The 25754-nt window shown below is 43.2% G+C and carries 23 protein-coding genes; 8 read left to right on the forward strand and 15 right to left on the reverse strand.

Features of this window, described 5'->3' with window-relative positions; translation table 11 throughout:
• The first annotated feature begins 156 nt into the window (after positions 1-156).
• The 3 genes from AC5FX4_RS15220 to AC5FX4_RS15230 all read left to right on the forward strand — a co-directional run bounded on the left by AC5FX4_RS15220 (position 157) and on the right by AC5FX4_RS15230 (position 4605).
• The gene (locus tag AC5FX4_RS15220; protein ID WP_493607190.1) at positions 157-2532 is read left to right on the forward strand and encodes a bifunctional diguanylate cyclase/phosphodiesterase; all 2376 of its coding nucleotides are present in this window, start codon (positions 157-159) and stop codon (positions 2530-2532) included.
• Between the two features lie 376 nt (positions 2533-2908).
• Positions 2909-3796 (forward strand): LysR substrate-binding domain-containing protein, encoded by an 888-nt coding sequence (locus tag AC5FX4_RS15225; RefSeq protein WP_493607191.1) that lies wholly within the window; start codon positions 2909-2911, stop codon positions 3794-3796.
• A 59-nt stretch (positions 3797-3855) separates the two neighbouring features.
• Positions 3856-4605 (forward strand): YdcF family protein, encoded by a 750-nt coding sequence (locus AC5FX4_RS15230; RefSeq protein WP_493607192.1) that lies wholly within the window; start codon positions 3856-3858, stop codon positions 4603-4605.
• A gap of 13 nt (positions 4606-4618) precedes the next feature.
• Here AC5FX4_RS15230 and AC5FX4_RS15235 read toward each other — a convergent pair whose 3' ends face one another.
• The gene (locus AC5FX4_RS15235; protein ID WP_493607193.1) at positions 4619-5371 is read right to left on the reverse strand and encodes a Nif3-like dinuclear metal center hexameric protein; all 753 of its coding nucleotides are present in this window, start codon (positions 5369-5371) and stop codon (positions 4619-4621) included.
• A 163-nt stretch (positions 5372-5534) separates the two neighbouring features.
• Between AC5FX4_RS15235 and AC5FX4_RS15240 the strand changes: the two genes are divergently transcribed.
• Positions 5535-5921, forward strand: coding sequence for a hypothetical protein (locus tag AC5FX4_RS15240; protein ID WP_493607194.1), 387 nt, complete (start codon positions 5535-5537; stop codon positions 5919-5921).
• Positions 5922-5983: 62 nt separating this feature from the next.
• On the opposite strand, the gene AC5FX4_RS15245 is transcribed toward AC5FX4_RS15240, so the two are convergent.
• The 4 genes from AC5FX4_RS15245 to AC5FX4_RS15260 form a co-directional block, all read right to left on the reverse strand.
• Positions 5984-6520, reverse strand: coding sequence for an SRPBCC family protein (locus tag AC5FX4_RS15245; protein ID WP_493607195.1), 537 nt, complete (start codon positions 6518-6520; stop codon positions 5984-5986).
• Positions 6521-7057: 537 nt separating this feature from the next.
• Positions 7058-7666, reverse strand: a complete 609-nt coding sequence (locus AC5FX4_RS15250) for a transglycosylase SLT domain-containing protein (protein ID WP_493607196.1) — start codon at positions 7664-7666, stop codon at positions 7058-7060.
• A gap of 123 nt (positions 7667-7789) precedes the next feature.
• Positions 7790-9367, reverse strand: coding sequence for a glutamate--cysteine ligase (gene gshA, locus AC5FX4_RS15255; protein WP_493607197.1), 1578 nt, complete (start codon positions 9365-9367; stop codon positions 7790-7792).
• 60 nt (positions 9368-9427) lie between these two features.
• Positions 9428-10366: a zinc-binding dehydrogenase gene (locus tag AC5FX4_RS15260; protein ID WP_493607198.1), complete on the reverse strand. Its 939-nt coding sequence runs from the start codon at positions 10364-10366 to the stop codon at positions 9428-9430.
• A 149-nt stretch (positions 10367-10515) separates the two neighbouring features.
• On the opposite strand from AC5FX4_RS15260, the gene AC5FX4_RS15265 reads away from it, so the two are divergent.
• Positions 10516-12063, forward strand: coding sequence for a methyl-accepting chemotaxis protein (locus AC5FX4_RS15265; RefSeq protein ID WP_493607199.1), 1548 nt, complete (start codon positions 10516-10518; stop codon positions 12061-12063).
• A gap of 47 nt (positions 12064-12110) precedes the next feature.
• Here AC5FX4_RS15265 and AC5FX4_RS15270 read toward each other — a convergent pair whose 3' ends face one another.
• The 4 genes from AC5FX4_RS15270 to rluD form a co-directional block, all read right to left on the reverse strand.
• A complete protein-coding gene (locus AC5FX4_RS15270; RefSeq protein ID WP_493607200.1) occupies positions 12111-12881 on the reverse strand; it encodes a response regulator in 771 nt (256 codons plus the stop codon).
• A 405-nt stretch (positions 12882-13286) separates the two neighbouring features.
• The gene (clpB, locus tag AC5FX4_RS15275; RefSeq protein WP_493607201.1) at positions 13287-15860 is read right to left on the reverse strand and encodes an ATP-dependent chaperone ClpB; all 2574 of its coding nucleotides are present in this window, start codon (positions 15858-15860) and stop codon (positions 13287-13289) included.
• 87 nt (positions 15861-15947) lie between these two features.
• Entirely contained in the window at positions 15948-16673 is a 726-nt protein-coding gene (pgeF, locus tag AC5FX4_RS15280) for a peptidoglycan editing factor PgeF (RefSeq protein ID WP_493607202.1), read from the reverse strand.
• 11 nt (positions 16674-16684) lie between these two features.
• Positions 16685-17662, reverse strand: coding sequence for a 23S rRNA pseudouridine(1911/1915/1917) synthase RluD (gene rluD / locus AC5FX4_RS15285; RefSeq protein ID WP_476287454.1), 978 nt, complete (start codon positions 17660-17662; stop codon positions 16685-16687).
• Positions 17663-17785: 123 nt separating this feature from the next.
• Here rluD and AC5FX4_RS15290 point away from each other — a divergent pair, with 123 nt between their 5' ends.
• Positions 17786-18544, forward strand: a complete 759-nt coding sequence (locus AC5FX4_RS15290) for an outer membrane protein assembly factor BamD (protein WP_493607203.1) — start codon at positions 17786-17788, stop codon at positions 18542-18544.
• Positions 18545-18634: 90 nt separating this feature from the next.
• On the opposite strand, the gene glnB is transcribed toward AC5FX4_RS15290, so the two are convergent.
• Positions 18635-18973: a nitrogen regulatory protein P-II gene (gene glnB / locus AC5FX4_RS15295; RefSeq protein WP_476287450.1), complete on the reverse strand. Its 339-nt coding sequence runs from the start codon at positions 18971-18973 to the stop codon at positions 18635-18637.
• A gap of 130 nt (positions 18974-19103) precedes the next feature.
• Between glnB and AC5FX4_RS15300 the strand changes: the two genes are divergently transcribed.
• Positions 19104-19649, forward strand: coding sequence for a GspH/FimT family pseudopilin (locus AC5FX4_RS15300; protein WP_493607204.1), 546 nt, complete (start codon positions 19104-19106; stop codon positions 19647-19649).
• Between the two features lie 81 nt (positions 19650-19730).
• Positions 19731-20261, forward strand: coding sequence for a GspH/FimT family pseudopilin (locus tag AC5FX4_RS15305; protein ID WP_493607205.1), 531 nt, complete (start codon positions 19731-19733; stop codon positions 20259-20261).
• An 18-nt stretch (positions 20262-20279) separates the two neighbouring features.
• On the opposite strand, the gene AC5FX4_RS15310 is transcribed toward AC5FX4_RS15305, so the two are convergent.
• The 5 genes from AC5FX4_RS15310 to pilV are packed head-to-tail and all read right to left on the reverse strand — an operon-like array spanning position 20280 to position 25735.
• A complete protein-coding gene (locus AC5FX4_RS15310; RefSeq protein WP_493607206.1) occupies positions 20280-20699 on the reverse strand; it encodes a type IV pilin protein in 420 nt (139 codons plus the stop codon).
• Positions 20686-23715: a pilus assembly protein gene (locus AC5FX4_RS15315; protein WP_493607207.1), complete on the reverse strand. Its 3030-nt coding sequence runs from the start codon at positions 23713-23715 to the stop codon at positions 20686-20688. Before AC5FX4_RS15315 ends, AC5FX4_RS15310 begins: the two co-directional genes overlap by 14 nt.
• A gap of 3 nt (positions 23716-23718) precedes the next feature.
• Positions 23719-24192, reverse strand: a complete 474-nt coding sequence (locus tag AC5FX4_RS15320; RefSeq protein WP_493607208.1) for a pilus assembly protein PilX — start codon at positions 24190-24192, stop codon at positions 23719-23721.
• On the reverse strand, positions 24180-25175 hold the full coding sequence (locus AC5FX4_RS15325) for a PilW family protein (protein ID WP_493607834.1): 996 nt from the start codon (positions 25173-25175) through the stop codon (positions 24180-24182). Before AC5FX4_RS15325 ends, AC5FX4_RS15320 begins: the two co-directional genes overlap by 13 nt.
• A 2-nt stretch (positions 25176-25177) precedes the next feature.
• Positions 25178-25735, reverse strand: a complete 558-nt coding sequence (gene pilV / locus AC5FX4_RS15330) for a type IV pilus modification protein PilV (RefSeq protein WP_493607209.1) — start codon at positions 25733-25735, stop codon at positions 25178-25180.
• Between the last annotated feature and the right edge of the window lie 19 nt (positions 25736-25754).

Here is a 25754-nt window from a genome sequence, read left to right on the forward strand (position 1 = left end):
ATCATAGGCAGTTCGCTATTCAGAGTAAAGTTTTTACGCCTGTTCAGCGCTGAAAAATCCAACTTTCGTTAATTTAATGCTTTTTTTGCACAATAATGTGTCGTTTCATTTATAAGTACGTTAAATTGTCGATAGTCGTTTTTAAGAGTGATGTGAATGCTTCCCAATAACAAACTAGAATCAAAAACCGAGCAGCTTAGCATCATTAATCAATTTTCATCTTCTTTATTACAAATAACCCAACTAGATGAATTATTTGATTATGTTACCGCACAAGTTGTAAGTCGCCTTGGATTTGTCGACTGTGTTATTTATCTTGCTGATGAACAAACAAATTTTTTAGAAATCGTCGCCAGTATGGGGGTTGCCCAGCAGAGCAGTGATTATAAAGTTGCACAAACTAAAATTCCGATTGAACAAGGGATCACTGGGCATGTCGCCAGAACACAACAAGCATTTGTGTCAGGTGATGTGTCGGTTGAACCTATGTATATTGCAGACAGCCGCCCTGCGCTTTCTGAATTATGCGTGCCTTTAGTTTACGAAAACAAATTAATCGGCGTGATCGATTGTGAGCACCCACAAAGAGATTACTTTACAAGCGCCCATTTGCAGATACTTTCAACCGTTGCCCACTTACTCAGTGCCAAAATAAACCAAGTGCGCACGCTTAATAGTTTAACAACTACGGTTGAGCAACTAAATAAAGCGCAACAACTTGAACAATGCCTGTTAAAAATAGCCAATATCACTTATCGCTCACTCGACCTCGAAGCTTTTTACGACGAACTTTACCAGATCATCAACAGCCAATTACCCGCTGAAAACTTTTTTATCGGTTTATATGATAGATACAGTGATATTCTTGAAATTGATTACTTGATTGAGGGCAAAGTAAAATGCAATGCTCATCAGCGTGTTACCAAAGCACAGATCAAGCATACCGCATCATACTTTACGCTGACTTCAGGCAAACCTCTGCTATGTAATAGTAGAGAGTTCGAACATCATATTGAACTTGGTCATTTCCAAATGGTTGGACGTTCACCCAAATCCTGGTTAGGGGTGCCTTTTGCCGTCAACGACCAGTTCCAAGGGGTCATCGTGATCCAAAGCTACACCCAAGACCGCGCCTTTAATTATCAGCACTTGTCGATTTTAACCTACATCAGTAGACAAGTGAGCATGGCCATCGATAGACAGCTTTCACGCCAAGCACTGGAACACCGAGCCCTACACGATGAGTTAACGGGATTAGCTAACCGCTATTTACTATTAGAGCGCATCAAACACGCTATTTTAACGTTGGAGCGCACAGAAGATGACACACAACATTGCTTGCTTTACCTCGATTTTGACCGCTTTAAGAGTATCAATGATGCGCTAGGACACGATGTTGGAGACAAGTTTTTAATTGCCATCGTTAACTTAATCAACGACTGTATTCGACGCACAGATACATTCGCTCGTTTAGGCGGCGATGAGTTCGCAATTTTCATCGAAAATGTCAAAGATAAAGAGCAAGTTGCGCTCGCACTTGAGCGAATTAACGAGGCAATTTCTAAGCCTCTACATATAGATGGTCATGTATTGCAGGCATCAAGTAGTATAGGCGTGGCCTTTACCGATAACGCGACTGATAACGCGATCACCCTTTTGCAGCAAGCTGACGCTGCCATGTATGAAGCCAAATCTCGTGGCCGAGGACAAGTTTGCTATTTCAATAACGCCATGCGCCGTAAACTAAAACAACGAGCAGATATTGAAAACGATCTACAACATGGCATTAAAAATGATGAATTTGAGCTCTTTTTTCAGCCTATCTTCTCATTAAGTGATCCACACATAGTCAGTTTTGAGGCCCTTGTAAGATGGCATCATCCTAAAAATGGCCTTGTGCCACCCAATGAGTTTATTCCCATCGCAGAACAAACAGGGCAAATTATAGAGCTTGATTTGTATTTGTTACGCTTGGCCGCAAAACAATTACAAATTTGGAGACAAGCAGGCTACCCGATGACAAAAATAACCGTTAATGTGTCATCTCGCCATTTTGCTAGCCTCGACTTTGTGACTTACATGCAGCAGCTATATATTGATTTTCAACTGCCCAATGGCGCGCTGTGTATTGAAATAACAGAGTCTGGTCTGATTGAGAATCTCAAACTAGCAACTAAGATAATCAAAGGATTAGAACCTCTTGGCGTCAAACTCTATTTAGATGACTTTGGTACAGGCTATTCAGCACTTGGCTACCTGCACCAACTACCCATCCATGTATTGAAGCTTGATAAGAGCTTTGTTGACCAACTGACGAACAAAGAAAACCCTCTTATAGACACCATTTTGTCATTAGCCCACTCGCTTGACCTAAAAGTGGTTGCAGAGGGCATCGAAAACCCAAAACAATGGGCACTGTTAAAGCGAAAAGGGTGTCAATTTGGCCAAGGTTTTATGGTTTCAAAACCACTCCCCGCGCCCCAAGCCATGGAGTTTTTAATCAGTAACACCGAAATGGCGCTATCAATATAAAACTCTCTGGCTCAGTCAAAACTCATCAATATGGGCTTTGACTGAGCCCGCAAACGCTCTTTCAGATTTGAACAATAAAATGATCATTTGCAATGTGACCGCCCCGACAAATGAAACAAATTGACAATTCTCAATGAAATTTGTACAACTATTCACCACCGACAGAATAAGATGAATAAAATTAATTTGTATTTTTTGCAAAAAAGTTAAATAAAAAAATGACAACGCTGTCAAAAATAGTGTTATAGTGATTTTGTTAAAAACTAATCATCGATTGCTGGTTTTGTAGACGTCTAGACGTTACTATATGGTAATGAAAGAAGTTCAGGGTAAGCAATCTGAGTTTAACTCAAGCTAATAATGAGATTTATTAAAGATGATAGACATAAAGCACCTGAAAACCATCGCAACATTGAAAGATACTGGGTCACTTGTTAATACTGCACGTGAGTTATTCTTAACTCAATCGGCTTTGTCACATCAAATTAAAGACTTGGAAAACAAACTTGATTGCCAGTTATTTGAACGAAAAACGCAACCTGTGCGCTTCACACCTCAAGGTATGCTGTTGCTTGAACTCGCAAACGATATCTTACCAAGAGTAGAAGCGACAAAGTGCCGCTTGAAAGAAAGCCTAAATCAGCCAATCTCTCAATTGAGATTGAGCGTAGAGTGCCACGCCTGCTTTCACTGGTTGTTACCAACAATAAAAGAGTTCAATAACTTCTGGCCTGATATTAAAGTCGACTATGAACGAGGCTTTAGCTACGACGCTATTCCCGATCTACTCGAAGAAGAGTTAGATTTAGTACTAACGTCAGACTTAAGAGAACAAGATAAACTGGAATATGCACATTTGTTCGACTTTAAGTTGAAGCTGATTGTGGCGCCTGATCACGAATTGGCTAAAAAAGCCTATGTCACTGCACTCGACTTAAAAGACGAAACGATTATTTCCTACCCTATCCCGAGGGAACGCCTGGACATATTCAAGCATTTTATCCAGAATGCCCGTTTCGATGGCACGCTAAAAACCGTCGATCAAGGTCTGCTCATATTCCAATTAGTGAGCGCTGGTATGGGTGTTGCTGCTTTACCTGATTGGCTAGTCACTCCCTATGAGAGCCAAGGGCTTATTAAGTCGATCCCGTTAGGCGCATTAGGCTTGACTCGCCCGATGTATTTAGCCATGAAAAAGAATATGAAAGACAATCCAGTCTATCGCCACTTTTTAAACACCTGCAAACAGAACAATAATCGCTAAGCTATTATTTAAAGAACAATTTTACTACACTAAACCCAATCTTTTTGATTGGGTTTATTATGTTTGTTTTTAAAAAGCTACTGGGCAGCTTGCTCATGCCTTTACCATTACTGCTCATCACACTCGCACTTTGTCTACTGTATATCTGTCGAGCCAATAAAAAATCATATGGCCTCGCTTGGCTCTGTCTCTTAAGTTTATGGTTTATCAGCACGCCCTACGTTGCTGATAAGTTGATCACCCCTATTGAGTCTCAATTAAGTACCTTTGATACCCAAAAACATAAGCGTGTAGACAAAATCGTGGTGCTAGGCTGCGACGTCTATCCCAACGCTCGATTACATGCCAATGCACAATTAGGTGGCTGTGCTCTGTCGAGATTAACTGAAGGCGTGCGCCTAGCGCATCACTATAAAAATGCTGAACTTATCGTTTCAGGACAAACCAGTGCCGTGCTAATGAAAAGAACCGCTATCAGTCTGGGAATCGCATCTTCACGCATCCGTACCAATCCAAATGCCCTCGATACAAAAGATGAAGCAAAATTACTGGCACCTGTGTTAGTTGATAGGCAGGTTGCATTGGTCACATCAGCCAGTCATATGAGCCGAGCAAAAGACTTATTTTGGGCACAGGGTGTAGATACAATAGCGGCGCCTACGCAATTTTTTAACTTTGAAAGCCAACCATCATACAAACAATTTATCGCGCAATCATCGATATTAAATGCAATCACATCGCATTATTATGAGGTGTTGGGGAAAACTTGGGTAAGTTTAAGACGTTGGGTAGATCCAGAGGCGTTATAACGCCTCTGACTGTTTATACTGGGTTATCTATATCAATAAAAGTGACATCAAAACCATAATGTTCGGCTAGATACTCCCCTAGCGCTTTTATACCATACCGCTCAGTGGCATGATGACCTGCAGCAAAAAAGTCTATTCCCTGCTCATTTGAACTGTGGATCGTTTGCTCTGATGCCTCGCCAGTTAGATAAGCATCTATACCCTGACGGGCAGCCATATCAATATAACCTTGCCCGCCACCTGTGCACCAAGCGATGGTTTCTATCGGTTCGTTACGCACACTGTTCACTAATGGTTTGCGATTTAACTCGGTGGCTATTTTTTCTGCAAACACTTCTGCTGACATCGGGGTCGCCAACTTACCATGTACAGGTACACTCGTTGGCCCAGACTCTAGCCCGCCAACCAATTCCATGCCAAGTAGTTTAGCTAGCTGTGCATTGTTGCCAAGCTCAGGATGAATATCCAGCGGTAAGTGGTAACCATATAAATTAATATCATTGGCTAACAACTTAGCAATTCTGCGTTTTTTCATACCCGTGATCACCTGCGCTTCACCTTTCCAAAAATATCCGTGGTGAACCAAAATGGTATCTGCTTGCTTTTCAACCGCTGCGTCAATTAAAGCCTGACTTGCCGTCACACCTGTTACTATTTTTTTCACTTCATTCGAGCCTTCAACTTGCAAGCCATTTGGTGCAAAATCTCGGATCGAGTCGGGTTTTAATAACTCAGTAAGAATGTGTGTAAATTCTGAACGCTTCATGAAATTAACAGTATTTTGTCTTAATTATCTGCAAATTTTGGCGTTTATAAGCCAAAAATGGAAGCAAAAACCTTAAAAAATTGAAAAATCGCGCAAATTTGAGTATAAATACTCTTTAAATCTTAATCCCGCGTATCCGCGTATAAAACGACTAGGATCTACGATGAGTAAACTAGATAAAACTGAAGTATTAAGCGCTTTTGAAGCTGCTTTTGAAGCTGCTTACGGCAAGAAACCTGAAATCACCACCAAACCTGGCTGGTATAGCATTGATGGTGGAAAGAACATGCGCCTTGCGGAAGTAGCAGAGTTAACTGAAGAGCTAACTTCTGGTTCTGCAGCCCCTAGCGAATCTCCTAAGGCAGCTCCAGCCAAAGCAGCACCTGCTAAAAAAGCAAAAACAACCAAAGCAGCACCTGCCAAAGCCGCAAAAAAAGCTTCTTTTAAGGTAATTAAAGAAAACGCTGAAGGTTTTACAGCTGAAGAGTTCTGGATTGCTGAGCTTGCAGGCAAAGATCACGACTGTCGTTTACCTCGTGGTGTAGTTTAAAACCACACAAGTAGGTGACGAATAAAAAAACCGCGTAAGCGGTTTTTTTATTCTTGCATAAACTACTCTGACTGCTCGAGTATTTCTTTTAGATTGTCCAAACCAACTTGCAAGTCTTCGCCTATGACTTGTTCAAAATCCATCATTAACAACATCAAGTTCATTGGATACTTCATTTCCCCGTCAAATCCCCATGTCACTTTAGTTCCGGATGGCACCATTTCAGTACTCATAAAGGCAGGGCTGGTCGATTGAAATGGCTGAATAAAACGAAGTTCGTAGTCAATACGTGCATTTTCAACAATCTTAATGATTTCCTGCTCTCCCACGCCAACTTCTGGATTATCACTACGCCAAGCAGAGACGAAGCCAACATTGCCATCTTCGCCACGATACGCTTTGTGCATATTTGGGTCCATCTGACCCCAAGAACTATAGTTATCCTGATTTTTTAGTAATTTAATATACGAAAACACCTGTTCGACCGGTCGCTTTATTACCACTTGGCGCTCAACATGATAACTATCAGCAACAAACAGTGCGATAATAAAAGGCGCGGCAATAATTATCAGTAAAACCAAAAGTATTTTTTTCAACATAACCCTACCTTTTCTTTTTATTTGAATATGACTTGCCGAAAAGCCCCTGCTTATTCACTCTACCGGCTTTAAAAATGCAGAACTTACTGCCCCTGATAACCCTAACAAACTATAAAATAAAATCAATTCTGAGACAGATAGCCAAGTAGTCAACAGGCCTAGACTGCCCAAGAGTAACAAAGACGCCTATCACAGCATTACTGACTGACACGGATTCACTTCACAGTGGCCTTCAACCTCACTAACCAAGGAAGCTTTGCCCAAAATACTTACTATATAAAAATACCATAACATCGTTCACGACAACTAAAAAGGCACTCGACATAAACGTCACCTGCATTGTTTTACAAGCTCGGGTATCTTCATGATTACTTCAGCGCTTCTCTACTCATTTTGGACATAATGTATTTCAAGTACCGAGATTTGGATTTCTTTATAGATGGATTCAAAGCAGTGTATGGGAATAATGGTGGTATTCACGCAATGAAGGGAAAATCGTGATGGAGGTAACGAAACACATTACCTCCGCAATATAGGTTAGCCAAATAAGCGCTCAAACCAGTTTTTATCTAAATCATCTTCACAGCGTTTTAACTGTGCACCATAACGGCTAGCACGATGTTTGACTTTATTGGCGACCGACATAAGCCACTTCTTCTTACGGTACGTACCTCGTTTATACCCTCCCCACCCTTCGTGGTAATTGAGGTATTGTGCATACGCATCCCACTTAGAAACGCCATTGATTTTATGTGTCTTATAAACAAACCACGCCATAAAATCGATAGCATCTTCAAAGTCATCCCTATCTGCGCCAGAATTGCCAGTTTCACGAATATAGTCACTCCATGTCGGCGTTTTTGCTTGAGAATAGCCATACGCAGAGCTTGCTCGACCAATGGGAATAACCCACAAAAAATATTCCATGGGTGGCGCGGCGTCATGTTTAAAAGAGCTTTCTTGAAACATCATGGCCATAAGCACATGTTTGGGTGAGCCCCATTTTTCTTGAGCGTCGCGTGCATCATAGTACCAATCTTCTTTTTCTTTAAAAATCTTACAAAGATCATTAGGTTGCGAAGGTGGAGCGGTAGCACAACCGGCTAAAATAAGTAACACGGGTAATAAAATAATAAATTTTTGCATTTTTTTTCGAACCCATTGAACTTTTCTAAATAGCGCGAGTCTTAACTTATGAATGCAGCAGTTTAGCATTGTTTCATCCCTGAAATTTATTTGCGCAGCCTCTTAAGCTGCGCTTTTTTTTGCCTACGCTTTAGCAAAATAATCATCCAAAAATGCCACAAAGCTCAATGTATCACTTTGTTCAATTTCTTTGGCTTTTTGTATTGATTCCTCTACTGATACACGCAGCTTGCTTTCATCATAAGCCTGATAAACGCGTTCCTGAGATGCCAGCTTGTATTGTTGCGCTAAGTCTAAAGCAAGTACGTCGCCACTTTGCTGTGTTGCTTTTAATGCTTCAATTAAACGTCCTGAGTAAGTTAATTCAGGCTGTTCTACCCAAGCGCCTAATTCAAGAATGGTGGCTGTATACTTATCAGAGCCATATGCCTCATCCATCCATTTTGCGACTTCAATGAGATCGGAGAAGATTTGGCCCGCCCATTGTGTTAGTTTCCAAGTCTGACCATCCTTGCTCAATTCAACGTTTGGATCTCGACCCTGATTAACAACCGTGCGAAGGTTTACCTGACTCAGGTTTTGCTCTTCCCAATCCATGTCTGGCGAAGGCTTCAATAAGCAATACGTCAAAAATACATCTAGGAAATTCACTTGCTCTAGGTTAATACCAGTCTCGGAGAACGGGTTAACATCCAGCGCTCGAATTTCAATATATTCAATACCACCACGCTCTAACGCATGGGTCGGTGGCTCGCCACTGTATGCATTACGCTTTGGCCTAACGGGTGAGTAAAACTCATTTTCAATTTGCAGAATATTTTTGTTCAGTTGCTTAGGCGTATCACTGGTGTAATCATCCAACTCACCATATAAGTCTGAATGACAACGGATTGCTTCACGTAATCCCGCAATGTACTCATCTAAGCTGTTATACATAACCTTTAGCGACGATTGCGCACTGTTGGTATAACCAAGATCGCCCAAACGAAGCGCTGTGCCATGCTCTAGATAGATAATGCCATTAGCAAGCTTTTTAAAAGGCAACTTGCTCTCTTTGCCCTGTAAGAAAGAGGGACATAAAGCGGGAGATGCACCAAACAAATAGCTCAGTATCCATAACTCTCGCTTAAAGTTGCGGATCAAGCCTAAATACTTGTCTGAAATAAAATCTTGTAGCGACTGCGTATTGCCTTCTAACGCTTTTAGGCTTTGCCATAAGCTATCTGGAAAGGAAATGTTGAAATGCACACCAGCAATGGCTTGCATCATACTACCGTAGCGGTTTTTCAAACCTTCACGGTACAGTGTTTTCATTCTACCTATATTCGAGTCACCAAATTGGGCTAAAGCAATATCTTCTTGATCACTAATGAAACATGGCATACTCATCGGCCACAGCAGTTCATCGCCCATGTGAGAAAGCGTAAACTTTTGCAGATCACTCAACTGAGCGAGCGTCTCTTGTGAGTCTTCACTAACGGGTGTAATAAACTCAAGTAGCGACTCCGAAAAATCAGTGGTGATGCTACCATGCGTTAACGGATGACCAACGTTTTGGGGATGAGGTGTTTGAGCAATTTTACCATTTGGGTTTATGCGTAACGCTTCGCGTTCAATCCCTCGTTTAATACCTTTGATGGCATACTTGTGCTCTGGCATAGACAACGCCGCGAGTCTTGTTTGTAGTTCTGTTGTTATCAAAAAAATATCCTCGGCCAAATTAGGCATTGCCAAACGTTATGGGGTCATGATTGAGCGAACTCAAGTCAGTATAATAACTTTTCCGCTGTGTTCCCCGTTTTCCATAAAGCGGTGCGCTGCACAGACATCATTTAGCATAAATTTTTCACTTACGTGAATAGTTAGTTTGCCACTTCTATACGCACGATACAATTGAGTGAGATCAGCTGCACTCGCGCGCACAACCATCCCCTGACAATCAATACCGCGATTTGTAGAAAATTCACAGACTTGTTCTTGAGTAATCGTAGGCACAGTCACAACAGCACTACCCGATTCAAAATTAGCGAGCAAATTAATTGCACTTTCTCCACCAACTAAATCTAGCAATTGCCCAGTGCGGGGTTTGCTGTAAAACCCATCATAATCCAATGTTTCAACCCCTATAGATTGCAACATTGGATGCTGCGCTCGATTTGTTACAGCGACCACTTGCCTACCTTGCATAAGCGCTAACTGCAATGCCAAATGACCAACACCGCCCGTCGCAGCGTTAACATACAAAGGCTGCAGCGGCAAAATTGGTAATAACTCTAAAGCTTGTAGTGCAGTTAAACCGCTCAGACAAAGACCTGCTATTTCTGGATTTTCTTCCCCATCCAAAACAATTATTTCATTACTACTAACATCCACTTGTTGAGCGTAACATCCGGGGTTATGTGCAAATCCAACCATGCCCATTACCCAATCACCGGTTTTTATGTGAGCGACATCGCCTGCCACTTCGCAAACCTGACCATAAAGATCATAACCAAGGCCCATAAACAGCTCATCTGGTTTTTGGCTCGCAACAAACCCCAACCCCATTCGAGTTTTAATGTCGATCGGATTCACGCTCGTCGCACGCACATCGACCCTTACTTGACCACTTTCTAGGTCGCCAGCTTTTTGCTCAATACTGCAAATTTGTGTTGCATCGCCAAAATGGGTAATGCCATACACTTGTTTTGTTTTGCTCATAACAGGTCACTCTGTTCTCTAACTTGATAACTAGCTATAATCTAACACAATTAAGCAATATCAAACGCTCAAATCAATAGGTCAAAGTGATTAAGTTGAGCATAGTCGAGTACCCGTTTACTCGCTCGAAGCCTGTTTAGGAGAACACCATGCGTCGTGGGCAAACAACCATTAATGAGGAAGTCACATTTGATGACGCTCAACAACTCGTATCAACCACTGATTTAAGGGGCGTTACAACCTATGCCAACGATGCGTTTTGCGCAATATCAGGCTTTTCTCGTGAAGAACTAGTTGGCAAAAACCACAACCTAGTACGCCACCCTGATATGCCCAAAGCCGCATTTAAAGAGCTATGGGATAAACTCAAAGCTGGACACTCATGGCGAGGCGTGGTGAAAAACCGCTGTAAAGACGGCAAATATTATTGGGTTGATGCATTCGTCACGCCCATTTTCGAACATGGCCAGCTAACAGGCTACCAATCGGTGCGCGTCAGACCAAGTAATGAGTTAAAGCAAAGAGCACAAGCGTTGTATGACGCCATCAATCAAGGCAAACGTATTTGGCATTGGAGCGAGCAACACACGCTGCGAAGAACACTTAGTGCAATACTGGTGCTCGCATCATGCATCACCATCGGTTGGTCGGTCAGTGTTACGGCTGCATTGCTTTTACTATTTGTTTTTATCTCATTCATTGCCATCAATTACGATGAACTCATCAATACGCCTGCTGAACTCAAAGCACAGCAGGCGCAATTTGATTCAGTATCGCGCTATGTATATAACGGGCACACTTCGTTTAGCGTCGCACAATACAACCAAGGTATGCTACAAGCTAAACTTCGTACCGTGCTGGGTCGCATGAAGGATGCAACATTCACTTTTAAAGACATTGCTGCTGGGCTTGATAATAAATCTAGCCAAACCGAAGCTGGTATTCAGGCACAAAGCCAACGTTTAAATTCAATTGCGACAGCCATGTCGCAAATGAGCAGCACCATAGGTGAAATATCCAACAATACCGCTGAAACAGCGGGTAAGGTAGAAGTAACACAGCAGCACTGCGATGAAATTAAATCTTCCATGGCTGAGAACGCCAACATGGTGAATACGCTCGCTGAACAAGTGGACGAAGCGGCTCAGACGGCTTCTTCTTTGGCCGAAGAGGCTGACAAAATTGGCAAGGTCATGACGGAAATAGAAGGCATTGCCGAGCAAACAAACTTGCTGGCACTCAACGCAGCGATTGAGGCGGCAAGAGCCGGTGAGCATGGTCGAGGTTTTGCAGTCGTTGCCGATGAAGTGCGCGCCCTTTCATCTAGAACACAAAATGCCACCAGCCATATCTACACCTCAATAAAGGAAATTCAGGATACGCTATTTAGTTGGTCAAAAGTGATGCAAAGTACCAAAGACCGTGCTGACTCTTGTGCACAAGCTAGTCAGCAAAGCCAATTGGCATTAGAGCGCATTTTTTCGCAGATCAGTGACATTGCACAATCGGCACAAGAGATATCCGCTGCTGCTGAACAGCAGCAGGTTGTAAGCATGGAGATCAACGGCAATATAAGCGATATCAGTGGGCACGGGGATGAAAATTTGGCACTCAGCTACAAAGTGGCGGAAGACGCCGCGAAGTTGGTTGAAAGTGCCAATAAAATCACTGGTATGCTGCTGACTTTTAAAGCTTAATTGCAAAGTAGCATACCACTTAAGGCTATTGATGCGCGCTCAATAGCCTAATTGTCTTGAATTAATTCGCTACCACTTTCACCCAGACTTTCAAGCAAATACGACAACTTTGCTTTAACCGCTTCATGCAACATGTCATTATTGAACTTAATACCCATCTGGCAAACTTTAGCTGAGCCTAATTTAGTATCAACGGCACTCAAACGTACAGGAACCCCATAAATAGGTTCAATGAGCATATTGCCTTCTTTGTTTAAATCAAAAATATCGAGCTCAATCGCGTAGTTATTAAATAGATTTAAATCACGGCTATAGGGTAATTCAATCAACATACCGGTATGACTAATATTTTTCACCGTGCCAGCCAGTTTTCTGTTACTGGTTTGCACTCGTACTCGATGCTCCGGCATGCCAGCAAGCCTTACCGCACCTCGACGGTTTGCGCTGTTCCAAGACTTCTGAATTGCATCTTCAAGCTTTTCTGCGCTAAATGGTTTCACCACATATTGTGATACACCGTTTTGAATCGCGCTGAGAACATGCTCTTTGTCTCCTAAAGAGCTCATCATGATGAAGGGTATTTTTTTCATTTTGTCCGATTGTCGAACAGTACGAAGCAACTCGGCACCATCCATCTTTGGCATCTGCCAATCTGCAATAATAATATCGATTTCTCGGGCATTGAGCAGCTCTAATGCTTCATTACCATTGGTTGCCGTATAAACTGTATCTGCGCCCAATCTATTTTCTAGGGTGTTACGCACTAAGTTCCGTACTAACTGACAATCATCTACAACCAAAAAATTCACATCTTGCATCAAATGCTCCGCTTATCAAACTTCAAAAATAACCCTAGTAGAGACTAAACACCCCAGTTGTTTAGTTGTAGCACACAGGGTCACATTCACAACCTAGGGATGTGAACACAATTATTGCGCTTAACCGTTTTTATCATTATTTTTTGGTAGGCATAACCACTCGCTCACTTTCTCAACATTGAAAAAATATAAATAAAGCAATGGCCTTTAGGATTAGAAATCACCAAACAGACACAGTGTAACGAGGTTACACCGCAGTCGCCGTTTATTTGAACAGGCGATTATACGCATTTTTTAGTGCAAGAAAACAATTAATATAGAAAAATGGATGGATTTTAGAGTTATAAAGAAAGCAAAAAAGAGTAAACCGCTCAGGCCTAATTGGACCTGAGCGTCACTAAATGTTTATTTTATAAACACAATATCGTCGTTTTGTACATCAACAGTGATAGTATCACCACTGATAAATTCACCCGACAGTAAACGTTGCGCCAATGGGTTTTCAATGTATTGTTGCACAGCACGTTTAAGTGGCCTTGCGCCAAATACCGGATCAAATCCATTAGCAGCGATTTTGTCTAACGCTGCCGGCGTTAACTCAAATTGATATCCCTTATCTCTCAAACGTGATTCCAGTTTTCCAAGTTGGATACTGGCGATCTGTTTGATGTGCTCATTGATCAACGGATGGAATACCACAGTTTCGTCAATACGGTTAATAAACTCGGGCCTAAATTGCGTGGCTAACACGCCCATCACGCGTTCTTTGAGCGCAACATAATCATTACTCCCCGCTTGTTCTTGGATAATGTCAGAACCCAAGTTAGAGGTCATAATGATGACCGTATTCTTGAAATCAACAGTACGGCCTTGACCATCCGTTAAGCGACCATCATCCAACACTTGCAACAAAATATTGAACACATCGGGATGCGCCTTTTCTACTTCATCCAGAAGTACCACAGAGTATGGACGTCTGCGAACCGCTTCGGTTAAGTAGCCCCCTTCTTCGTAGCCAACATAGCCTGGAGGTGCCCCCACTAAACGTGCAACCGAGTGCTTTTCCATAAATTCAGACATATCGATGCGCACCATCGCATCCTCTGTGTCAAACATAAAGTGTGCCAGCGCTTTGGTCAGTTCTGTTTTACCCACCCCTGTAGGGCCTAAAAACAAGAATGAGCCTATCGGGCGGTTTGGATCGGCAAGCCCTGCTCGTGAGCGACGAATCGCATTAGACACAGCATTTACAGCTTCATCTTGACCAATTACTTTGTTATGTAGCTCATCTTCCATTTGCAGTAGTTTTTCACGCTCGCCCTGCAACATTTTTGCCACAGGTATACCTGTCCAGCGGGATAAAATCTCGGCGATTTCATCTTCACCCACTTGGTTTTTTAGCAAGCTCATTTCCTGCATTTCAGCTTGCGATGCTAAATCAAGCTTACGTTCTAGCTCAGGAATGCGGCCATATTGAAGCTCTGACATGCGTTGCAAATCACTTGCACGACGTGCCACTTCTAAATCTAAACGTGCCTGCTCGAGTTCCGCCTTAATAACTTGCGTACCTTGCAATGACGCTTTTTCGGCATTCCAAACTTCATCTAGCTCTTTGTATTCACTTTCAAGCTCCGTAATGAGCGACTGCATTTCTGTACGACGCTTTTGACTGGCTTCGTCTTTTTCTTTTGCAAGCGCATTATCTTCCAATTTAAGTTGAATAATGCGGCGCTCCAGTTTATCCAGTTGCTCTGGCTTCGAATCAATCTGTAAGCGGATTGAACTCCCCGCTTCGTCGATCAGGTCGATGGCTTTATCCGGTAGCTGTCTGTCACTGATATAACGGTGTGACAGATTAGCAGCTGCAACGATGGCCGGATCGGTAATATCCACCGAGTGGTGTAATTCATAGCGCTCTTTCAAGCCACGTAAAATGGCAATGGTATCTTCCACGCTTGGTTCGCTAACAAATACTTTTTGGAAGCGTCGTTCCAGCGCGGCGTCTTTTTCAATGTACTGACGATATTCATCTAACGTGGTTGCGCCCACACAGTGTAACTCGCCACGAGCAAGGGCGGGTTTAAGCATATTACCCGCATCCATTGCGCCATCGGTTTTACCCGCACCAACCATAGTGTGAATTTCATCAATGAATAAAATCACCTGACCTTCTTCTTTGGCCAACTCATTGAGGACTGACTTTAAACGCTCTTCAAATTCACCACGATATTTAGCGCCGGCAACAAGCGCACCTAAGTCGAGAGATAAAACACGTTTATTCTTAAGTCCTTCAGGCACTTCACCATTAATGATACGCTGTGCAAGGCCTTCAACAATGGCGGTCTTACCAACGCCAGGCTCACCAATTAAGACAGGGTTATTCTTAGTTCTACGTTGCAACACTTGGATCGTGCGGCGTATTTCGTCGTCACGACCAATAACAGGATCTAACTTACCCTGCTCTGCTCGCTCGGTTAAATCTATAGTGAATTTTTCCAGCGACTGACGCGTGTCTTCCGCATTCGGGCTATCCACTTTTTGCCCACCTCGAATCGCCTTGATAGCAGCCTCGATTTTAGGCTGTGTGATGTTTAGCGATTTGAAAATATCGCCTAAAGGACCTTTATCTTCACAGGCCGCAAATACAAATAGCTCGCTCGAAATATATTGGTCTTTGCGTTTTTGCGCATACTTGTCACACAAGTTGATAAGAGAGACTAGGTTATTTGATAACTGTACATCACCACCAACCCCTTCAACTTTGAAGATTTTTTCAATGGCTTGAGATAATTTACTGTTGAGTTCATCGGCACTGACACCAGCTTGAGCAAACAAGGCACGTACGCTTGAGCCGTTTTGCTGTAACAGTGCATACATTAAGTGAACGGGCTCGATAAATTGATGATCACGGCCAAGGGCTAATGACTGCGCATCCGACAGCGCTGACTGAAATTTGCTGGTAAATCTATCTAAACGCATGTGTATCTACCTATTAAAAACGATTACTAGTTAATTAATGGGTATTACAGGTCGAATGTTCAAGTAGAAAAAGTTTACAAAGTTTAATTATTTGCGCCAGATCAAAGTGGCCATACGCCCGGTTTGGCCGTCTCTGCGATAAGAATAAAATTGCGCTTGTTCGGTAACAGTACAATGTGTGCCACCAAAAATGTGGATAACACCTAGGGCGTTAAGTTGCCGGCGCGCAATAGCAAAAATATCGGCAAGGAATTTACCCGTCACTTGCAAAGTGAAGTCATTTTTATGGGCTGCGTTTAATGCACAAAACTGCTGCATCACTTCCTCACCCACTTCAAACTGAGCTGGGCCTATGGCCGGACCTAACCACGCGTATATGTATTCATTGGGCGACAAAAAACGCTGCAGGGTATTGGCGATAATGCCCTGTGCTAAGGGTCGCCAGCCACCATGAATAGCAGCAACCTCATTCCCTTTACTGTCAGACAAAAGAATAGGTAAACAATCCGCGGTCATAATGGCCAATGGCATCTGTTTTAAACGCGTGTATTGTGCGTCCGCTTTAGGCCACTGTGTGGTGCTCTGGTATTGAGTCACTTCTAAGACATCTGCACCATGTACTTGCTCTAACCACTGTGCGGGTCTGGGTAAATACTGTTGCAGTTGCTGCTGATTGGCGTCGACACATTGCATATCATCACCGACATGATAGCCAAGATTAAAGCTATCAAACGGCGATTGCGAGAAACCGCCGTGACGAGTCGTTGATAAACCACCAACTAGATGTTGTATTGGCCAATCAGGAAGCAACATAATTGCACCAGTTATAGAGAAAGATCAGGGTTGATCTTCGTATCTTCTCTGAGTGCTTGAGTCAAAATTTGCATATCTTCAGGCACTGGCGCTTCCCAAGTCATCATTTCACCGGTAATTGGGTGTGCGATACTGAGTTTAATGGCATGCAGCGCTTGACGTTTAAAGTCTCTTAGCTGTGCAAATAACTCTGGGGTTGCGTTACGTGGAGGGCGTGGTCGTCCACCATATAGCTGATCACCAATCAGTGGATGATTCAAATACGCCATGTGGACACGAATTTGGTGCGTACGACCGGTCTCCAAGCGTAAGCGTAAACGCGTGTGCGCTCTGAATTTTTCTGCAACACGGTAATGCGTTATCGCAGGTTTACCCATTTCATGAATGGCCATATGCGTACGTTTTGTAGCATGGCGTCCGATCGGCTTCTCAACCATACCACCGGCTGTCATTGTGCCATTACAAATCGCTTCATATTCACGGGTAAAGTTCTCACGTGCCTGCAAGTTTTTAACTAAGTGGGTTTGTGCTTGAATGGTTTTAGCTACCACCATCAACCCTGTGGTGTCTTTATCAAGACGGTGCACAATACCCGCACGTGGTACATTGATAATATCTGGATGATGGTGCAATAACGCGTTGAGTACGGTTCCGTCCGGGTTACCTGCACCTGGATGTACAACCAGCCCCATGGGTTTGTTGATCACCAAAATATCATCGTCTTCATAAACAATATCTAAAGCAATATCCTGCGCTTCATACTCTCTTGGGGCTTCAATCTGTGTTTCGACTGCGACCACCTCTCCACCGAGCAGTTTTTCACGAGGCGTGTTTAGCACTTCACCGTCAACGGTTACTTTATCGTCTAAAATCCAAGTTTTTATTCTTGAACGTGAAAAATCGGGGAACAATTGCGCCAAAATTTGGTCTAGACGTTTACCGCCTAATTCGGTGGGGACTTCAGCTTGAAGGGAAATTTGCTCTGACATCTGTAACTTTACCTAATTTACCAGTGCAAGCTGTGCTCGACTGGGTTAGAATCGCATAAATGCATAGTTTACTCGGTTTTACCGACTTGGCCTAGCCGAAGACAACAAAGGTAGTAAAATAAAATGATAAAAAACTTAGGGAAGCGCGCCTTTGCCATTGTAGTAAGCGCCTCATTTTTAGGCTTAGCGGCCTGCTCTTCAGCGCCAGAACAAGATGAAATAGAACGCGTACCAAATAAATCAGCACAAGCGCTTTATGACGATGCAAAACAAACGCTAGACTCGGGCCTTTATGCTCGTGCAATCGAGCTGTTAAGCGCAATTAATTCTCGATACCCTTTTGGCCCCTATTCTCGCCAAGTACAAATGGATTTAGTGTTTGCTTATTACCAAACAGGTAATACCGAGCAAGCGTTGGCGCAAATTGATCGCTTTATTCGCTTGAATCCGAACCACAAAAACTTAGATTACATGTATTACATGCGTGGTCTGGTAAACATCAAAGCTGACGAAAATGCTTTTCAGGATTATTTTGGCGTAGATAGAGCAGATAGAGATGCTAACCGCACACGCGTAGCATTTCAGGACTTGTCGACTTTAGTGAATAACTACCCTGACAGTGCTTATGTACCTGAAGCAAAAAAGCGTTTAGTTTGGCTGCTTAATAAAATGGCACGCTATGAGCTGAAAGTTGCCCAGTACTACTTTGAGCGCGAAGCCTATTTAGCCGCTGCAAATCGTGGCAAGTATGTGCTTGAACATTACTCTCAAAGCAGCTACCTGAACAATGCGCTTGAGATCATGGCTGAGAGCTATGACAAATTGGGATTAAGCGACTTAAGCGAGCACGCTCGTCAAACATTAAAGCTAAACAAGCGATAAGCTTACCGTTTATTTTCCCAATAAACGAAAACAAAAAGCCCCACTTTGATAGCGGGGCTTTTTGTATTTGAACTTTTTTAGCAATATCAATTAAATCGCTTCTTCGTCTTCTTCACCAGTACGAATACGAACAACGCGCTCCACTTCAGTGACAAAAATCTTACCATCACCTATTTTGCCTGTTTGAGCCGTTTTTAAAATGACATCGATAGCGCGATCAACATCTTCATCTGCAAGCACAATGTCGAGCTTTACTTTAGGTAGAAAATCGACCATATACTCAGCACCACGATATAACTCGGTGTGGCCTTTTTGGCGACCAAATCCTTTTACTTCACAAACAGTCATACCGGTTATACCAATATCTGATAAGGCTTCTCTAACATCGTCTAACTTAAACGGTTTAATAATGGCTTCTATTTTTTTCATGGCTCTATCATTTCCTGTGGTAGTGCGTCGATTTTAATCAATCCTAAAAACGTTAGCAAACAAAGTCATTGCCTTAACGGTAAAATCCACGCGATAATGAATAAAATTGAAGTAAGACCAGTTGTTCATAATGAGAACACCACAAATAAAAACGGGTGGCTTTACTCTGCTCGAATTGCTTATGACCTTAGCAATTTTAGCAGTTTTGGCTGCAATCGCTTTTTATGGCAATAAAGATTTAATTGGCTCTGAGCGTGCTGAGGCCCATTTACTCGAGCTAAAAAAAAGTATTAGTTTTGCAAGAGCCAAAGCTGTCGCTAGTGACAGTATTGTTATTGTCTGCCCTGTCGATGAGTCTCGTGTAAACAAAAATGATTTAACCTGCAATGGTAATTGGTCAAGCTCCGCGATTGTGGTGTTTAACGATTTAAACAACAATGGGCAATTTGAACAAAGCAACGAAACCTTGCTACGTGTTATCGACCCCATAGTCAAAGGCGACACCTTATACTTCGCATCAGGCGTGATTCGTTTTGAAGGTAGCGGCCAAATGACATCTCCCATTGGCACTTTCACTTACTGCCCAAAAGGTGATACAGCTCAGAATCAAGCGCTATCAGTGACTTTATCGGGTAATGCGTTATTCAATGGCACGTCAAGCTTAAGCTGCAGATAAACTCTTACCAGCCATATCTTTGCATTTAGAAAACCCTAGACTAGGCTTTAAAGCATATCAATTTGATTGCGAGCGCCAAGGATGGACAAATGCAACCGCCCCTATCAAGCAGGGTTATCTCTATTTGAGCAATTGGTAGTACTAGCGATACTATCGATTTTGTTGACTCTAGCTCTTTCAAGCTATGGCGAAGTTTTTTCTGAGCATCGACCAGAATATGGGCTAAAGCAAATTAAAAAGGCACTGGTATTTGCCAAAGTGCAAGCACTTTCTACAGGGGCTCAAACAACCGTTTGTCATTTAGAACATAATCAATGCGTTGATAGTCATTGGCACGAGTCTATTTCGGTTTTTGTCGATCGGGGCGAGCAAAATGTACTCGACAAAGACGATACACTGCTACTTGAAGTCGATGCAATTCCAACACAAGATAAACTCGTCTATCCTCGTCGGGCGATTGTGTTTAATTATACAGGCGCGATAAAAGGGTTCACTAATGGTACTTTTGTTTACTGTTTGCCAGAACATGACGGAGAAGCTTCGGGTTTGGAAATGAGCGTAAGCAATTCCGGTAGAGCAAGAATTAGGGACACAGATAAGTGCCCCTTATAACTAATAACTAGCACCTAACTAGCGTTGCCAGCATTGCTCTTTGGTTGCACTGCCCGAACTCAGCTTTTGACCAAGATGATTCACTTTGAGTGACGTACATTTTTTATCGCCCGCCACCGGACCCGATACCGCACTGGCCACAATCTCAAACTCATTGTCTTTGCTGGTCACTGAAATGGCATAGTAACCATTGGCCGTTTTCTCAGGCACACCGATATCTTCCAACACACTCGCATATTTACGGTTATCAACAAAGTACTGCTCTTGACGGTTTGCTGCATCTAGCAGCAAAGTCATCGCTTCGGAGCGAGCGGCTCGAGCAAGATGCTCTTGATAGCTCGGGTAAGCAAAAGTCGAGACGATACCCACAATCACCAATACCACCAGCAGTTCTAATAAGGTAAAACCATGCGCCTTGCTGCGATCATTTTTCATCATTAAGCTCTTTTTTGTATATATACATTTGTCTTGTGGTTAAACCAAAATCAACCTGAGGACGGGTTAAGGTTATTTTTCCGTTGATCACGACAGGCACTGAATCCAGTAACTCGGAGGGTGTCCACGGCGTACCCGTCGATGGTCCATTGCCCGGTGATTTATCCAGTTCTGTTTTTATAGCTGGGCCAACCATACGCACCACGGTTTCGCAGTCATTTTGCCCCTGTGCTTTTTCACAATTAAAGTACACTTTTGGTGTATCCGGTACGGTATGCGTGGTCTCAAATTTCAGCTCATCATACACTTGGGTTCCATAGTGCAAGTGAAAGGCGTATAAATTGCCCGTCCCCGTTGATGCTTTACAACGGCTCACAGCGCTGGGCGGTGTGTATGATGTAAAATAGGCAATTCCGCCAGCAACCGTCGGTGCTGCCAGCGATTTTTCATTGCCTGATAGCGCATATTTCCAACCTTTAAACTGACCTAACTGCGCCTCAACATCCGTGAAGCCTCTCAAGTTATCTCGCTTTGCGGCAAATGGATCTTGGGTAATATCCATCAGCTCATTAAATTGAATTGTTGATGGCACATTTGTTTGAAAAGACTGCGTCACCGTATGCTCATCTCTTATCATCACTAGATAATCTTTTGTGCCCGTTGATAACGGTCTAGAGCGATTTCCCGAGCCTAGTATCACCGCCTCATAAGGCGTATCTTTACGCGTTTTTATATTGCCATCAGACGTTGAGGTCACCGTCACTTTGCTAAAATAAGTTCTTGCAACAGCAGGCTTGTAGAAAAACCGCCGATCGCCACTACTTCCTGGCTGACCTAGTTGCGCAAGCTTAAAATGCGTCCATTTTTTATCATTGTCTGTTGGATTCGCACTTGGCATGTCCACCCGCCAAACGTCTCCACCGGTATCGGCAAAGTAAAGTCTATCGGTATAGCCATCATAATTGGAGTCCAACATTGCAACATCACCCGGAACACTATGCTTACCTTTAAAACCATTTTTTGGAGTTAAAGACCAAACAAGGCTGCCCGTTTTCGCATCAATAATAAAGATACCCCGACCTTTACCGTCTGCACTGTTACCATTATCTTTGTTCGTATCGTAACCCGCTCCAAAAATAAGCACCGGAGATTTAGCTCGGTTTTCAATATAGGTCACTTCAGGCTTTGACCAGCTTTGGTTTAATTCTTCAAAAGCACCTGAGCCTCCTGTCAGTGGTTTACCCCACATCAACTCAGGGTTATCAGGGTTAGTAATATCGAACGCATAATAACGATTTCCCCCTCGGCGCATCCCCGCAAACAACCAAACTTTATCATCACCGTTTACTTTGCCATTTTGGTCAACATCGTGAAAATAAACCGTCAACGGCCCATCCATGCCATATAACTTAGTGTCCGGTTTTCTTACGCGCGTGTTGTGGATCACTGTAAACAAGGATTCTGGAATAAACGCCCAGCTCTCTTCGACAGTGTTGCCTTTGTCTTTAAACATGTGCAACAAACCGGCATTCGTACCAACAATAACGCGAATATCACCATTACCGTAATCCATGGTGACTGGTTTTGAATGTAAAGGATCACCAAATATATCTGTCCTGCGCTCTAACCACACGCCATCTCTATCATCGTCATCAACATCCCAGCCGTACAGCCAATTAATGGTGTTTTTAACTTCGTTGTTATACACCCCCAACGCGCTTGCGAAACGGCGCACATTACCGTACTGTCTTTTTCCTTCAGGCACAGTGAACGGTCGCAATGACCCCTTACCATAGTCAGAATAAATGGTACGATTGCGTTGCTTATACAGTTGGTAGTTCACCCCACCTCGCTGAATATTGTTGCCATCTTGCGCGCCGCTTTCTGACCAAAAGGTGGTCGCACTTGCGGCTATTAACCCCTTCTCGTCTAGCGCAGCGGCACCGCCCATATCAACCACTTTATTGTTAGAAAACTTAAGCTTTTTCAGATTGCCTTGCCATCTAGTGTGGGATTCAGGGTGAAACATGGTGTAATACAGCGCTTCACCACTGCGGGTTTGATCTGAGCTGCTGGTTGCAACAGAAGGCGCAGAAAAACTGTCATTCACCTGACGAATAACATCTAATTGCTTTTTAAGCGCATCGGTCAGTTCATTGGGCGTATTTGCTTGGGTATAAATCCCTTTGCCCAATTGCGCCGCTTTTTGTAGCACCTCGGTGCCCTTTTGACTGACATCCGTACCAAAGCCAATGGTGTAAACACGGCCTTTATCTTCTAAAACTTGGCTTGGCGGGTAGAGATCTTTTTTACCCGCAATGATCTCAGCAAGTGCAGGCAAATAGCTGTCATGAAGCTTTTCTGCCGATTTGGCAAACGTGCTGTAATAAAGGTTAGAAATATCGTAATTGCTATCATCATCCGAGGACGGTTCACCATCGGTGATCATAATAACACTGGCTGAACTGGCACAAATATCAGGGTTATTCGCAACTGCCTGAAAGGGTGAAATATAGCTATTTCCGCGCTCTACACTGGTATCTCGGTATTGCCATGGCACCCCATAGCCATAGCCAACACTTCCGCCAGAAAGATAACGATATGCTTCCCAAAGTGATTCTGTTAACGGTGTCGACCCTATCGCCTCTAACGCATTAATTTGATATCTAAGCGCATAATTGCTGGCACCAAGGCCCGCGAGTATATAACCGCCTTGATCTTGGTTAAAGCGCATTAAACCAAAATCAATGTCTGGATTGCCATTAATCAAGTCGGTAATAGCCTGCTTTGCAACACCTAAACGGTTATCTGGGCATAAGTAATAACGTCCTCTGCCGTAATCATAGCCACAGTTGTCTCCATTGGTGCTGGAAAAAGCCATGCTGCCAGAAGTATCAAATATCACCATCACTTTAGGGGTTTGTTTAATGGCGACATCTTGTTTGATATACAGCTCAATATCATCCGCACTGACTAAGTGGGATATAAGTGTCATCAATAAAAATAAGCACTGCTTCATGTGTTAACGTCCTTCCTTAACGCTGAGCATTTCTTGCCCTATCCCTGTGACCACAGTAATGGTGTGCTGTGCCTTAGCGCCATAGGTAATGGTGGTTTCAAGCTGTGTCATATTGCAGCTGATCCCAGCTGTAAAGGCATAAGAGCGTGGACAATTAATCTCCATGGGCCCCTTATTCAAGCTGGTAACCGTGTTCACCGCCCCATTTTGTCCCTTAAATGTGTTATTTCCTAGTTCAAGCTGCTGGCGGCTGCGTGTAAATAAACTATTGCCGCCCAACGCAGTTTGTGTTGCAACCGCTCTTTGTACTTCACCCATCAACAAGTTTTCAGCCTCTTCGCGCTCTTGCACGGCATTAGAAATTTTTAAATCGACACTGCTTGAACTCATTAGGGTTACCGCGATCGCACTCACCGCGACGATCATTAACATGGCACTGATCAGCACAACACCTCGCTGGTTATTTACAAACGCCATACGATACTTCCCATATTGTTAAGTCTGACCGTGGTTGAAAATACAGTTCTTCTGAAATTGTCATTAAAGGTATGCACACGCTTATCGGGATCTGAGCCCAAAATAAATGTATTATTGCTGCGAGCTAAGTCTGGATCAGGCTCTAACGCTCTAACTAGAATAAAAATTTGAACAGTCAAAATGCCATGTAAACGTTCCCAGTCGGACGCGCTCATGTCTTGAGTACTACGATAAGTGTCCACTCGGTTATCACCATCTGTATCTAGACCAAAAACAAAACGTAAATCTTCGACCCCTTCCATCACGGTTTCGCTGATCATCCCGCCATTGACTGTCAGTCGCCTGCGCATTAACACCGGAATCGATAACTTGTGGTCCCTAAGCGTAATCTCTTGCTGAGAAATGTAATAAACATGATGGCTATAAGGCCAAAGCGTTGAATTAACCGTGGGTAGGGAAAAGCCATTGGTGTTTGTGGTAAATAAAGCACGTTCTTGATCGGCAACAAAGTAATAGCGATTATTTTGCATGCTGTTTGCGCTTGCGAGCTGTTTGCCTTCTAAAAATTTAAGTTGAATTGCATCGGTGTTTTTCTTGGTATTGGAAACACAATTGAGCGCATGGCTGTCAGCCACCACACTGGCGTAAATAGAACGAAAGTTAGCTGGGCTCTTATCAGGAAAACTGCCATTATTTATGCCGCCATAGCAATCTCCTCGCGGGCTTTTTACTCCACCACCCATGGCAACATTGTCATCGTTAAATCCTTCTTCATAAAATGTGCCCCAAAATCCAACTTGTTCAATATCACGCTGCAAAATCGATAAGGTCAGCCTCCCCGCCTCTTGCATCTCCCCTATCGCCAGAGTATCTCGTGTGGTGGTTTTCATACTCACATAAGTCGCACCCACACCCGCTAAGATCAGCACGCCAATGAACATCGCAATCAATAATTCAACAATTGAAAAACCACGACTGACCATCATCATCCTCGCACCAAAATATAGCTATTCAATACCACCAAACGGCGCTTATCGTTCTTTTCCCCACAACTAATCGACTGATTATCTGAACTCGCTTTCATCGCTTGTTTACCTTGCCAAGCCACAACCACTTCAACGTTATAACCACGATTACGTGTGCCCCCAACTGGCGAAGGCATAATACAGACGGTGGTATTGTCCAGCGCACCTGTATTTTCTCTAGCACGTATTGCCTGACGCCAATGTTCTATATCCATTGCGGCAATGCTGGCAGCATCACACTGACCGCTAAAACACCGAGTGACAGGGTTAAGGGTTGTTTGACTGTTAAAAACCACTTTGTAGTGCGTTGATAGTTGCAGGGTATCATTGACCCGCAAACGTTGAATTATGTCATTCGCTAACGCTATCGCAGCTGAGCGTTGCATTGCATCAAGGCTGGCCTGTTTCGCTTTTGCTTGTAGTGCCACAGCCCCTAAGAGGCCAAAGCTCAGTACCATAAAAGCGATCAGCACTTCTAAAAGCGTAAAACCTGAAGATTTTGAGTGTTTAAATGACATGTTCAATAAAATAAAAATC

Source organism: Pseudoalteromonas sp. ATL1 (assembly GCF_058933015.1).